Source organism: Izhakiella capsodis (assembly GCF_900115045.1).
GTDB lineage: Bacteria > Pseudomonadota > Gammaproteobacteria > Enterobacterales > Enterobacteriaceae > Izhakiella > Izhakiella capsodis.
In genome coordinates this window covers 103,942-116,722 of record NZ_FOVC01000009.1, presented here as the reverse complement: position 1 = coordinate 116,722, position 12,781 = coordinate 103,942, and the positions used below count along the sequence as shown (strand labels likewise).

General features: G+C 55.9%; 11 protein-coding genes. 1 reads left to right on the top strand and 10 read right to left on the bottom strand.

Annotated elements, in window-relative coordinates:
• Positions 1–45: 45 nt before the first annotated feature.
• A complete protein-coding gene (locus BM191_RS12875) occupies positions 46–705 on the top strand; it encodes a DUF421 domain-containing protein (protein ID WP_092878809.1) in 660 nt (219 codons plus the stop codon).
• A 335-nt stretch (positions 706–1,040) separates the two neighbouring features.
• Here the strand turns inward: BM191_RS12875 and BM191_RS12870 are convergent, their stop codons facing one another.
• The 10 genes from BM191_RS12870 to BM191_RS12820 all read right to left on the bottom strand — a co-directional run bounded on the left by BM191_RS12870 (position 1,041) and on the right by BM191_RS12820 (position 12,768).
• Positions 1,041–2,081 (bottom strand): CAP-Gly protein, encoded by a 1,041-nt coding sequence (locus BM191_RS12870; RefSeq protein WP_092878807.1) that lies wholly within the window; start codon positions 2,079–2,081, stop codon positions 1,041–1,043.
• A 415-nt stretch (positions 2,082–2,496) separates the two neighbouring features.
• Positions 2,497–3,525, bottom strand: a complete 1,029-nt coding sequence (locus BM191_RS12860) for a HoxN/HupN/NixA family nickel/cobalt transporter (RefSeq protein WP_092878803.1) — start codon at positions 3,523–3,525, stop codon at positions 2,497–2,499.
• 15 nt (positions 3,526–3,540) lie between these two features.
• Positions 3,541–5,772 carry a carbamoyltransferase HypF gene (gene hypF, locus BM191_RS12855; protein WP_092878842.1) on the bottom strand — a complete coding sequence of 744 codons (2,232 nt, stop codon included), beginning with the start codon at positions 5,770–5,772 and terminating at the stop codon, positions 3,541–3,543.
• Positions 5,773–5,907: 135 nt separating this feature from the next.
• Positions 5,908–8,058: a formate dehydrogenase subunit alpha gene (gene fdhF / locus BM191_RS12850; protein WP_092878801.1), complete on the bottom strand. Its 2,151-nt coding sequence runs from the start codon at positions 8,056–8,058 to the stop codon at positions 5,908–5,910.
• A gap of 41 nt (positions 8,059–8,099) precedes the next feature.
• On the bottom strand, positions 8,100–8,645 hold the full coding sequence (gene hydN / locus BM191_RS12845; protein WP_092878799.1) for an electron transport protein HydN: 546 nt from the start codon (positions 8,643–8,645) through the stop codon (positions 8,100–8,102).
• A gap of 187 nt (positions 8,646–8,832) precedes the next feature.
• Positions 8,833–9,288: a hydrogenase maturation peptidase HycI gene (gene hycI, locus BM191_RS12840; RefSeq protein WP_092878797.1), complete on the bottom strand. Its 456-nt coding sequence runs from the start codon at positions 9,286–9,288 to the stop codon at positions 8,833–8,835.
• Positions 9,281–9,691, bottom strand: a complete 411-nt coding sequence (locus BM191_RS12835) for a formate hydrogenlyase maturation HycH family protein (RefSeq protein WP_092878795.1) — start codon at positions 9,689–9,691, stop codon at positions 9,281–9,283. The genes hycI and BM191_RS12835 overlap by 8 nt, the downstream gene beginning before the upstream one ends.
• Complete coding sequence (locus tag BM191_RS12830) at positions 9,688–10,455, bottom strand: NADH-quinone oxidoreductase subunit B family protein (RefSeq protein WP_092878793.1); 768 nt, start codon at positions 10,453–10,455, stop codon at positions 9,688–9,690. Before BM191_RS12830 ends, BM191_RS12835 begins: the two co-directional genes overlap by 4 nt.
• On the bottom strand, positions 10,455–10,997 hold the full coding sequence (locus BM191_RS12825) for a formate hydrogenlyase complex iron-sulfur subunit (protein WP_092878791.1): 543 nt from the start codon (positions 10,995–10,997) through the stop codon (positions 10,455–10,457). Before BM191_RS12825 ends, BM191_RS12830 begins: the two co-directional genes overlap by 1 nt.
• Before the next feature lie 61 nt (positions 10,998–11,058).
• Positions 11,059–12,768, bottom strand: coding sequence for a hydrogenase large subunit (locus BM191_RS12820; protein WP_092878789.1), 1,710 nt, complete (start codon positions 12,766–12,768; stop codon positions 11,059–11,061).
• Positions 12,769–12,781: the final 13 nt, after the last annotated feature.

The window sequence follows — 12,781 nt, the reverse complement described above, 5'->3', positions numbered from 1 at the left end:
TTTGCAGCGTCTTAGTTTAGCTACCTCTTAGGGAGAAATGAGAGCATGGAATATTATGGGTACGTATTAGTAAAGTTCATCATCGGCTTTGTTATCGTCATCACTCATCTTAACTTGTCGGGTAAAACGCAGTTGTCGCAAATGACACCGATCGATTTTATCGGCAACTTCGTGCTGGGTGGGATCATTGGCGGCGTCATTTACAGTGACGTTATTCCTTTATATCAATATACCCTGGTGCTTCTTATTGGCGTCGGTCTGATTTCTCTGCTTAACGCGATAAGCAAGCACGTTCATTTCTTTCGCAGTGTAACGATAGGTCAGCCCATTCCCATCATCAAGAAAGGAAAGTTTCTTATTGAGACAATATCCAATAAGAAGAACAAAATAGATATTCTGAACGTATCATCTCAGCTGCATACGCAGGGGATCCACTCCTTTCAGGAAATCGTCTATGCGCAGATTGAGCCGAGCGGACAGATCACTGCTGTCTGCGAGGGATCGGCAATGCCTTCGGTTATCATTATGAAAGATGGCAAAGCCAGGGAGCATGCACTGAGTGAGATTGAAAAAGATGTCCGGTGGCTTAAAGATGAGATGAAAAAGGTATCGGTAAATGGCGAGGATGTTTTCATCGCGGAGTTCTGGAGTGGGCGGGTGACCTTTATTCTGAATGATGGAGAGATCAGAAAATCACACGCATAAACGGTGACCTGATGACGGAGTAAGAGGCGATGACCTCCCCTGAGTCATTCGCGGCCTGTGGTTCAGTCAACAAGGCTAAACCGTCAGCACGGAAATGGGCATCCTGTAACAGCCTCTCTGTGAATCAACTTGCTGGCGTTATCTGATAAAGCAAATCTGTTGCCGGTTATCTCACCAGCAAATGATCGGTGTCTGGATCCAGGACAATTATTGTTCCCAGCAAAAAGGCCCGCAGATGACTCTGCAGGCCTTTTTTTACAGGGCCCGAAGCGGGTCCAGACAGCCGAAAAGCAAGACTAACGGATAGAGCACGTGGTTCTATCCGATTCAGTCGTTTACGCCCGGACTTTGCGGCGTGAAGAGTGAGTGTTCACGCCCCACAGACCTGCCAGTGCGCTGATGACTGCGCCCACCAGAAGGGCGAAGAATGACCACAGCGCAATTTTTGCAGCGGCGTGAGCAGCGTTATCCGCTTTTTCTTTAGCCTGCTGCACGAACTGTGCATACTGTGCTTTCGCCTGATTGAGGTTAGTCTGAAGCTGCGCCATACGCGCGTCGACTTCCTTAACGGTTTTGTCACGTGCCTGAATAAAGTTGTCGACGGCTTTGTTAGCCTCTTCCGGCGTCATACGGGTATTTTCCGCCAGCGCTTTTTTAACCTCGTTCCTGTCTACGCCCTTGCCGATCGTTTCACCCCGCGAGGTCAATTTATTGCTCAGATCATTGAAAATGGCATCGCTGTTGCCGGGGTTTACCGCCAGGTCTTTAACTGCAGTTGCAACGTCGCTCCCTGCCGCTTGCAATTGTGATTGCAGGTACTCAGGCTGAAGTTCCTTAATGTTACTTTTGCGTAAGGCATTCAGAACCTGACTGTCTGTCTGCGAAGCAGTGAGTTGCGTATTAAGTCCAAGCCTGTCAGCGATATTCTGGCCGATATCTGCCGTTGCGCTTGTGGCTTTACCTGCTGCACTGCCCAGTCCACTCACGGCGGAACCTGCGGCAGAAGCTGTTGCGCCTACTACGCTTCCAGCCATATGCAGAACGCTGCCAGCGGCGGCGAAGCCCAGTACCGAGGCAACCAACAGGGAGGTGGCCCATGACAGGAAGCCATGAATAGTTCCATCTACACCAGCCAGCCTGCCCGCCACAAATCCACCGCAGGCCAGGCTCAATACGATTGAGATAACTGACCAAATCATAACCGCCGTATCTGCGCCATTGATCATGTCTTCGGACTGAGGTGAAAGCATTGACAGCCCAAGGCTGGTGCCCAGCGTGGTCAGTAACAGGGATACCGCCATTGCCGTTATAACACCGGCGATGATGCTGCCCCAGGATACGCGCCTGGTTAGTTCCGTTTCTTTTACAAGTTCCATCGCTATCTCCATTAATATTTTGATAAAAACACGGGATTAGTCCGTGTCCAGATTAATCTTAGTAAAATAATGGCAGTCCGATAGTGAGCCAGCCAAAAAAGGTTTTGTCGTGTGATGAGGATGTGATTTTTAAGTCGGATAACGCATTAACGTCGACAAACGGCATTGATAAAACGCCTGAAGACGTTGGATGTCAGGCCAGAATAAATGAAAAAAAGGGATACAGGCGCTTAGCGACAGCCGCAACGATTGATAGCGTTCAACATCAGCGATTTTTTGATTAAATACGGCTGCTCATCCGTAGTGACAGTGTCGTCTGAACGCGACGTCATTCGCCGAAAGTCCGAGCTGCTGGCGACCAGGGTTCAGGGCAGAAACTCCCTTGAGTTTACGCTGAGCGTCAAAGCTGGTTTAATTAGTGCTTACCACTTAGCAGAGCATCATAGCGACGCAGGTAGTAGTTGAGTAGTGATACCAGCCAGCAGAGGATGAACAGCCCAACAATGACAAATCCGGCGTTGGACAGACTGTCATTCAGACGGCCAACCCATTGCCAGAACACGCCTTTTCGCGCAAATTTATCCGCCATCAGCCCCAGCGCTTCCAGCCCGCCGATGCCCAGCGCGACTGCAACGGAAGTCGCGGTGATGGTCATATTGTAATAGAGCTTACGTTGGGGTTTGTTAAATGCCCAGCCGTAAGCGCCGAGCATAATCAGGTTATCCAGACTATCAACCAGCGCCATAGCGCTGGCAAAAAGGAGCGGGAAAGCCATGATCGACCAGGCTGACATCCCCCTGGCCGCGCCAACGGCTGACAAACCCAGAACGCCGATCTCCGTGGCGGTATCAAATCCCAGACCAAACAACAAGCCAACCAGATACATATGCCAGCTCCGGCTTACCAGACGGAACGCCGGGCGATACAGCCAGGTTGCAATACCGCCGACGGCGGTGGTCTGTTCATCATCCGGACCCGATTCACCGCGTTTGAGTGTGGCGAAGCGATGCCACAGGTCACGCAGGATCACCAGATTAACCAACGCCATCATCAGCAGGAAAAAGGCGGAGATCGCGGTGCCGATGGTACTTCCGACCTGGTGAAGCCACGCTATTTTTTGACCGAAAGCGCTGGCCGCTGCTGCAATAGCCATGGAGGCCAGCAGCACGATAGTCGAATGCCCAAGAGAAAACCAGGCACCGATACCACAGGGGCGCTGACCCTGCTGCATCATTTTGCGCGTGACATTATCGATCGCCGCAATATGGTCGGCATCTACCGCATGACGCAGGCCGTAGCTCCACGCGAGCAGGCTGGCGGCCATCAGGGCAGGTGTCTGATGAAACAGATAAAACGCCAGTCCCCAGGCAAGCAGATTGAGCGTTATCAATGCCAGCATCAGCAACGCGCCCGGTGAGTGCTTAATGCCCGGCAGGTGTAACATGATTATTTTCCTTGATTAACAAAACGTGGCGGCGGCAATGACCGCCTGACCATAAGCAATGGCACCATCACCGGCGGGCAGGGCGTGCGGCAGGAGTAAGTGATAATCTGCCAGCCACACACGCAGACGCTCACGCAGCAGACGATTGTTCAGCACGCCACCCGCGCAGGCGATGGTGGCGATGTTGTCGCGGCGGGCGTAATAAGACGCCATCTGCGCCAGGCCGTGCGCCAGCGCATCGTGAAATGCCCAGGCGCGCGCTGCGACAGGTGCCTGCCAGTTAAGCCACTGGTGCCAGAACGTCGCCATGTCCAGGGTGCCGTCAATAAAGGGTAGCGTGAGTGGATGATCAAGCGACCCGGCGCGTAATGCCAGCGCTTCGAGACGACAGGCAGCCTGTCCCTGATAGCTTTGCCGTAACGGGGTACAGCCGATGTCAGCGGCGACGGCGTCAAATAATCTTCCCGCGGAAGACGCCACGGGGCAATTAACTCCGCGCGCAATGGCGCGGGCCATCGGTCGCCAGGGAAATACCTCCAGCTTTTCAGCCTGCGGGTGCTTCTGCCAGTCAGGGACGAAGGTCTGCCATTGCGCCAGCAGGTTACGCCACGGCTCACGGGCCGCCAAATCGCCGCCGGGCAGCGCGACGGGCGGCAGGCCGCCAAGGCGCGCGCAGTGCTGATAGTCAACGCGCAGGCATTCGCCCCCCCACAGTGCGCCATCCGCTCCCCAGCCGATGCCATCCAGCACCAGGGCGATCACTTCGCCGCCGCCGAGTGGCCAGCGGTGTTCTGCCAGGCAGGCAGCGGCATGGGCATGGTGGTGGAGCACTTTCTTCCTGGGGATGTCAGGGTGTAATTCCTGCCGGGTGGCGTAATAGCCAGGGTGAGCATCGGTGACGATCAGCTGGGGTCGCAACTGCCAGACGTGTTGCAGGCTGGTCAGCGTCTGATGCCATTGACGCTGTACGGGTTCGCTATCGAGAGTGCCCAAGTGCTGGCTGAGAACGGCCTGGTCGCCATGCGTCAGGCAGATCGTGTTATTGGTATCGGCCCCGAGGCAGAGCAGCGGCGGGACGGGTTTAAATCCGGGCGGCAACGCCAGCGCGTCCGGTGCCAGCCCTCTGGCGCGACGCAGGGTCTCGCCGCTGGCATAGACAACGGAGTCGTCCAGCCGCTGGATGATGTCACGATTATGTAGCAGCCAGCCGTCGGCAATACCGGCAAGATCCTTGAGCGCCTGAGCATTGTTCAGCGCAGGGGGCAGGCCGTTACGATTACCGGATGTCATCACCAGCGGCCCCGCAACGCCCGCCATCAACAGGTGTTGTAATGGATTAGCCGCCAGCATAATGCCTGCATCATTCAGCCCTGGCGCGATGGCAGCACACAGCGGTAAGTCGCGCTTATTGACCACCACGATCGGTGCCGCTGCCTCATTGAGCCGCGCCTTCACCGGTGCGGATAACTGGTCAGCGATGGCAGGGGGTAACATCACGGCCAGTGGCTTATCCGGCCGCTGCTTACGCAAGCGTAAGCGTTGTACGGCGGCCTCATTTTGCGCATCGCAGGCGAGGTGAAACCCCCCCAGACCTTTGATGGCAACGATCTTGCCGCTTTTAAGCATGGCGATCGCGGCCTGTAACGCCGCTTCTTTTTCTTGTGAAGGCTGTCCCGGCGCCTGCCAGCTCAGCTGAGGCCCGCATTCAGGGCAGGCCAGCGGTTGAGCGTGAAAGCGGCGATCGTCGGGCGAGTGATATTCTGCCGCACAGGCCGGACAAAGGGTAAAATCAGCCATGCTGGTCACCGCGCGATCGTAGGGCATCGCCCGAATAATGCTAAAGCGCGGGCCGCAATGGGTACAATTAATGAAAGGATAACGGTAACGGCGCTGTGCCGGGTCCTGCATCTCATGCAGACAGGCCGGGCAAGTGGCGGCGTCAGGCACCACCCCGGTACAGATTGAGCCTGCGGTGCTGGCTCGGATAGTGAAATCCGCGGGTCGCCGTGACCAGTGCCAGGCCGTGATGGTGACGTCATCGATACGCGCCAGCGGCGGGCATTCCCGACGGAGGCGGTGAATAAATGCGCGGGCGTCGCCGGCAAGGCGTATGGTGACGCCCGCGCCATCGTTGCTGACGTCGCCTGTCAATGCCAGCTCCTGTGCCAGCCGCCACACCCAGGGACGAAAGCCTACGCCCTGAACGTTGCCGCGAACCTGTAATATTGTGCCGTTACATTGGGTCATATTGACAAAACGATGCGTAATCGCACGACAAACGCAGAGAAAAAAGAGTGGCTCTGAAGACCGGCCAACGCTTCCACTTGCCGGATAGCGCTGGTCGGCAGACACGCCGGTACGGCTGAAGATTTACTCTTGTGATCAGGATGAAACCGCTTCGCGCAGACGTGATTTCATCGCGCTGTAAGTGGTCTGCGCATAGTTTTCAGCCCATTGTTGATCCTCAATTTGACTGATATTGACGGCGCAATACTTGGTCTCTGGCGTTTTCGAGATCGGATCGAGATTATCCTGCGTTAACTCGTTGCAAGCGCCGATCCACCATTGGTAAGTCATATACACCGCGCCCAGGTTAATACGCTCGCTGACATCAGCGCGGCTAATCACCTTGCCGCGCCGCGAGCTGACCCATACCAGCTGACGATCCGTGATACCGGCCTTAGCGGCGTCCTGCGGATTAATTTGCACAAAACCTGGCTCATCGGCCAGCGATTGCAGTGCAGCGCAGTTGCCGGTCATTGAGCGGCAGGAGTAATGGCCCACTTCGCGAACCGTACAGAGCACCAACGGATATTCATCATCCGGCAGCTCGGCAGGTTTACGCCAGGCAGCGGCAAACAGCTGGCCTTTACCGCTGGGGGTATCGAACTGATTATCCTGATAGAGGTAAGGCGTACCCGGATGCTCAATGGTCGGACACGGCCATTGAACGTGCCCCATCTCCCCCATTTTTTCGTAGGTGGCGCCGTAGAACTGCGGGCAGAGTTCGCGCATCTCGTCCCAGATTTGCTGGTTATTTTCATACTGCATGGGATAGCCCATCGCGCTGGCGATCAGGCTGATAATTTCCCAGTCACGCTTAACGTTATATTGCGGTTCGATGGCCTTCTCGAAACGCTGAAAGCCACGATCGGCGCAGGTGAATACACCGCCGTGCTCACCCCATGAGGTCGCTGGCAGCAACACGTCTGCGGCCTCGGCGGTTTTGGTCATAAAAATGTCCTGCACGACGACAAAATCGAGTGCGTCAAAGCCTTCGCGTACCAGGCCAAGATCCGCCTCGGTCTGTAGCGGATCTTCGCCCATGATGTAATAGGCTTTGATTTTACCTTCCAGCGCCAGATGTGGCACCTCAGTAATACGCACGCCGGGCTGGTCATCCATCGACGCCGGATCAATGCCCCAGGCGCGGGCGAATTTTTCGCGGATTTGCGCATCGACGACGTTCTGATAGCCGGGAAACTGATTAGGGATAACGCCCATATCGCAGGCACCCTGCACGTTATTTTGTCCACGAACCGGGCCGACGCCTACGTGTTCACGCCCCAGGTTGCCAGTCAGTAACGCCAGGCTCGAAAGGCCCTTGACCACGTCCACCGCCTGGCCAAATTGCGTGACACCCATCCCCCACATAATGGTGGCGGACGGTGCAGCGGCGTAAGTGCGCATGGCCTGGCGAATCTGCCGGGCGCTGACGCCGACGATCAGCTCGACTTTCTCTGGCGCATAGTCTTTCACCGTCTCGCGCATTTCTTCAAAACCTTCGGTGTGGCGTGCGACGTAATCTTTATCGTAGAGATCTTCTTCCAGCAGCACGTGGATAAAGGCGTTGACCAGTGCCATATTGCAGCCGTTATGGATTTGCAGGTGTTGATCGGCAATGCGGGCGGTTTCGATGCGGCGGGGATCGCAGACGATAATTCGCGCACCATTTTCTTTTGCTTTGATTACGCGCCGTGCGACGATTGGATGCGAATCGGCACAGTTATAGCCAATGATCAGTAAACACTTTGAGTTTTCGATATCGTTAATTGAATTGCTCATCGCGCCGCTACCGAGTGTAACCTGCAAACCGGCCACGCTTGGACCGTGGCAAACGCGGGCGCAGCAGTCGACATTATTGGTATTCAGCACGGCGCGGGCGAACTTCTGCATGACATAATTGGTTTCATTGCCGGTGCCGCGTGATGACCCGGTGGTCATGATGGCGCGCGGGCCATACTTTTGCTTAATGTCGCTCAGTCGTTGCGCGGTGTAGCTAATCGCTTCATCCCAGCTGACGGGCTGAAACTTCCCGCCCTTCTGGTAGCGGATCATCGGCTGGGTCAGGCGCGGTGTCAGCAGTTTTGTATCGTTCAGAAAATCCCAGCCGTAATAGCCTTTCAGGCATAGCTGGTTCTGATTGGTGATGCCATCAGCCGCCTCCGCCCGAATGATTTTGTTGTTTTCGACAACAAGCTTTAATTTGCAGCCTGCGCCGCAGTAGGGACAAACACTGGTGATCTTTTTCATCAGACAAATCCGTTATTAACAAGTAAAGGGGCGTGGACTGGTCAGAATGCCAGCATTGAAGCGCCGTCCAGCGCCGCGCGTCGGCGTCTTTCCTGACTGAGCTGTTCCAGCTTTTCGCGGTCAACGCAGGCAATGGCGTTGGTCGGGCAGACCCGGATACAGGCAGGGCCGTCCGCCTGATCCTGACAAAGGTCGCACTTATTGGCTTCCGCTTTATCTGTGAGCACATTCAGCCCGGAACCGGCATTACGCACTACCGGGCGTAGCACCACTTCCATCGCACCATAAGGGCAGGCAACCACGCAGGTTTTGCAGCCAATGCAGCGCTGCTGTTCAACCGAGATATGATCGCGGTGACGTGTAATCGCGCCGTTAGGGCAGACGTTAGCGCACGGGGCGTCTTCGCACTGGCGGCAGGTCGTCGCGATCGAAACGTTAACGCCTTTAACCACATGGATCCGCGGCAGAAAATTTTGCGGCGTCAGGGATGCGCAATCTTCAACCTGCTGGTGGGATACGACGCAGGCAACTTCACAGGTACGGCACCCGATGCATTTGCTGGCATCGGCAATAATGAAACGGTTCATTGACTTCTCCGGCTGTAGCGACAGAGGGATCATTCATAAATCGTGCCAGTTTTTATCCTATTGTTTTATATATTAATTATTGTTCTTCAGGGCTGTTCGATGTTGACATCGACACTAATGTCGATGTCAGATGTCGATGCTGCGGCGTGAGGTTCAATCGGATAATTTCAGGCTGTACTGGGCGGGATCACAGGGCGGGGAACCGGCCGGGTGCATCCCGGTCATCGAGGCTGAGATAGACGGTTTCGACAGCGTGTTTAATCGCGGCCGTCATCGGGTAGCAAAATCCCACAATATCCGGCTGGATACCCAGGAACAGCACGTCGCTCACATCTTCACAAAGCTGATCTATCAGATAGTTAAGCGGCATATTGTGGGTGGTCATCAGATACTGTTCGGCAATATCTTGCGGATCGATAAGCCGTATATCACCGGGATTCAATCCCATATCGGTCGCATCGACGATCAGTAATCGCTCAGGCTGCAACTCGCGTATGGCGACGATATCATTTTCAGGCGCGCTACCGCCGTCAATCACCACCCAGTCGCCGCGCGCAGCCTGACGGCACATATCGGCCAGAAGCGGTCCGGCGCCGTCATCCCCCATCATGCTGTTACCCACGCAAAGCAAAACGTCAGTCATCTTGCCGCCTTACCAACAGATAGATGGCCGGTTCGCGATGGATGTTGTGCAGCATCTCCAACAGGCTGCGACTCCAGCCCTGTTGCGGCGACGATTGCTGCGGCAGCGCGGCGTTAAAGGCGCTCGCGAGCATCGTGATGTGCTGGCTATCGATCACGATCTCACCATAGCGCGTTACGCCCGCCATCTTACGCTGTGCTTCGCCGTTCTCCTCAAGCGTGGCAATCCACTCCTGATAATCCTGTAGAGGGCAAGTCAGCGCGGCGCTCAGGCAGTCAATAACGCCGAGGTGATGACCGATGGCCAGCCCGTAGTAGATAACCTGCTGTGCCTGTGCTGAGGTCTGCTGACTTTCATCGATAAACTTGCGCCTCAGCTGGCTGAATACCACTTGCCCTGTCATGGTCTGCGCTCCTGCATGACCAGCAGATTAAGCTGATCGACAATCTCCGTCAGACGTGGATCATTTTCGCTTGCCAGCCAGCGGGTTATCGCCTCTTCGCCCTGTGAAAGATGCTCCATGAAACTGTCGGCAATCTGTCGCCCGTAGCGATAGCCTGCCAGGCGGCGTGCGGCGCGGTCAATGCGCACCCGCAGCGGCTGTACCATTCCCGCATGCAGCAATTCCGCCGGCTGACTGTCCTGCTCACCAGGCTGCCGGGCATGAATTTTTTGTTCCAGCAGGCCCAGCGCCATCGCAAAGCCGTACAGCGTTGCTGCTGGCGTCGGTGGACAACCGGGGATATAGACATCCACCGGCACAATTTTATCGGTGCCGCCCCAGACGCAGTAGAGATCGTGAAAAATACCCCCGGAGTTGCCGCAGGCACCGTAAGAAATACAAATTTTCGGGTCGGGGGCCGACTCCCAGGCGCGCAGCGCCGGTACACGCATCGAGCGGGTTACCGCGCCGGTAAACAGCAGAATATCGGCATGGCGCGGAGACGGCACCACCTTAATGCCAAAGCGTTCGGCATCGAAAATGGGGGTCAGCGCGGCGAATATTTCGATTTCGCACCCGTTACAGCCGCCACAGTCGACGCGGTAAACGTAGGCTGAGCGCTTGATATTTTTCAGCAGTGAGGTTTTTAGCCTGGCGATGGACTCATCCAGTGTCACCGGCTGCGGCATTCCCTGTGGGTCACGCGGTGTAAAAAAATCAGACATCAGCTGGTCTCCTGCATGGTCCGACTGAGGGCATCCTGCGTTGCGGGCAGCAAGCCCTGCTGGCGCTTACATGCCGGGCAGGTTTCAACACTTTCACGCCGTGCCTCGGCATGTTCGTCGCCGTTTTGCTGCAGTAGCGCAATCACGTAATCGATCTCCTTTTGCACCGCCCAGGGCTTATGGCACACCCGGCACTGACACAGGGAAAAGCGCGCCTGCTGCAAAAGATCGGCTTTTTGCCATACTGCCAGTTCGAACTCTGTCGACAGGCGTATTGCCGTCGTCGGGCAAACCTCTTCACAGCGACCACAGAAAATGCAGCGACCGAGATTAAGCTGCCATAGCAGCTGGTTATTGGCGGTATCGGTTTCTACCGTTAAGGCATTAGACGGGCAGGCGTTAACGCAGGCGGCGCAGCCGATACACTGCTGCGAATTATGCTGCGGCTTGCCGCGCAGGTTTTTATCGACTGCCAGCGGCGCCAGCGGATACTGCTCGGTAACAACGCCGGTTTTGAGCGATTTTTTTAGAAAATTAAACATACCAGCTCCGGTTAGCGGCCGCCGTTGCCCGGCCTGTTGTGGCGGGCAACGGCGGTAACGATTATTTCAGCGGCGAATTTTTGCCTTCGATGCTGTAGCGCTCGATCTCTTTGTACGGCACGACCCGGCTTTTCTTTTTCCGCACGTCGATGACTGTCATGCGATCGGTACAGGAGTAGCAGGGATCGAGGCTACCGATGATAATCGGCGCATCCGAGACCGTGTTGCCGCGTAGCATGTAACGTAAGGTTGGCCAGTTAGCATAGGTTGCAGCCCGACAGCGCCAGCGCCACAGCTTTTGGTTATCGCCGGTCATGCTCCAGTGAATATCATCGCCGCGCGGTGCTTCGGTAAAGCCCAGCGCAAAGCGGTTTGGAATGTAGGTGAAGCCCTCCACCAGCAAGGGGCCTCCCGGCAAATTATCGAGACCGAAATCAATCATGTTAAGGGCGGTAAATACCTCATTGATCCGGACCTTAAGGCGCGAGATAACGTCACAGCCTTGCTCGCTGTGGACTTCCATTGGTAGCAAGCCATAACCGGCAAAGGGATGATCGGCACGGGCATCGCGTGTGTGGCCGCTGGCGCGAACCATGGGGCCGACGTTACTGAAATCGCGGGCGATCTGGGGGTCAAGGCGACCGATACCCACGGTGCGCTGCTCAAGATTGGGCGTGCTGAGCAGAATATCCACCAGTGACTGGACCTCAAGGCGCATTTGCTGTGCCAGCAGGCGGGTGGCAATCATATCCTCTTTCAGCATATCGCGCCGGATTCCACCGATGAGATTAAGCCCGTAGGTTTTACGCGCGCCGGTCAGGATTTCGGCCATCTTCATTGAGGTTTCACGCACGCGGAAAAACTGCATAAAACCCGAGTCAAAGCCGATAAAATGACACGCCAGCCCCAGGTTAAGTAGGTGGGAGTGCAGGCGTTCGACCTCCAGCAAAATGGAGCGGATGGCATGGGCGCGCGGCGGGACGTTAATGCCCATAGCATTTTCGACCGAGGTGGCATAGGCCGTGCTGTGCGCGAAGCCGCAGATGCCACACACCCGATCCGACAGAAAAGTCACTTCGTGATAACCCATCCGGGTTTCTGCCAGCTTTTCCATACCCCGATGCACGTAAAACAGGCGATAGTCGGCATCGATAATATTTTCACCGTCAACGAATAAGCGGAAATGGCCCGGTTCGTCTGAGGTAACGTGCAGCGGTCCGATGGGCAGCACGTTATTTTTTTCACTACCCAGCTCATTAATAAATTCATAGGTTTCAGCGTCGGTGGTCGGCGCCGGGCGTTGGCGATAATCCATGCTGTCTTTACGCAGCGGGTAGAGGCCGTCTGGCCAGTCGTCCGGCAGCACCAGGCGGCGTTCATCCGGTAACCCGACCGGAATAAGGCCGTACATATCGCGCACCTCACGCTCACCCCATACCGCAGCCGGTACGCGCGGTGTGACGGAAGGATATTCCGGGTTGTCGGGGGCCACTTCAGCCCGCACGGTGATCCAGCAGCGCGTGCCCTTTTCCATCGACAACACGTAGTAGACGGCATAGCGGCCGCAAAGTTTGCGTTCGTCGTTACCAAACAGCACCGACAGCCAGCCGCCCTGCTGGTAGTAAAGGTATTCAACCACCTCTGGCAGCGCGTCGGTTTTTACCGTGATGGTCAGCTGGTCATCGGTTTGCCAGGCGTGCTCCAGCACCGTACCGGGCAACGCCTGGTGAAGTGCCGCAAGATAGTGTTGTCCTTTTTTTTCTTCAGACATGAATGGGTTCTCT

Bases quoted from the DNA above. Each gene is read 5' to 3' on its own strand.
- BM191_RS12875 (WP_092878809.1), top strand. From the start codon at position 46: ATGGAATATTATGGGTACGTATTAGTAAAGTTCATCATCGGCTTTGTT.
- BM191_RS12870 (WP_092878807.1), bottom strand. From the start codon at position 2,081: ATGGAACTTGTAAAAGAAACGGAACTAACCAGGCGCGTATCCTGGGGC.
- BM191_RS12860 (WP_092878803.1), bottom strand. From the start codon at position 3,525: ATGTTACACCTGCCGGGCATTAAGCACTCACCGGGCGCGTTGCTGATG.
- hypF (WP_092878842.1), bottom strand. From the start codon at position 5,772: ATGACCCAATGTAACGGCACAATATTACAGGTTCGCGGCAACGTTCAG.
- fdhF (WP_092878801.1), bottom strand. From the start codon at position 8,058: ATGAAAAAGATCACCAGTGTTTGTCCCTACTGCGGCGCAGGCTGCAAA.
- hydN (WP_092878799.1), bottom strand. From the start codon at position 8,645: ATGAACCGTTTCATTATTGCCGATGCCAGCAAATGCATCGGGTGCCGT.
- hycI (WP_092878797.1), bottom strand. From the start codon at position 9,288: ATGACTGACGTTTTGCTTTGCGTGGGTAACAGCATGATGGGGGATGAC.
- BM191_RS12835 (WP_092878795.1), bottom strand. From the start codon at position 9,691: ATGACAGGGCAAGTGGTATTCAGCCAGCTGAGGCGCAAGTTTATCGAT.
- BM191_RS12830 (WP_092878793.1), bottom strand. From the start codon at position 10,455: ATGTCTGATTTTTTTACACCGCGTGACCCACAGGGAATGCCGCAGCCG.
- BM191_RS12825 (WP_092878791.1), bottom strand. From the start codon at position 10,997: ATGTTTAATTTTCTAAAAAAATCGCTCAAAACCGGCGTTGTTACCGAG.
- BM191_RS12820 (WP_092878789.1), bottom strand. From the start codon at position 12,768: ATGTCTGAAGAAAAAAAAGGACAACACTATCTTGCGGCACTTCACCAG.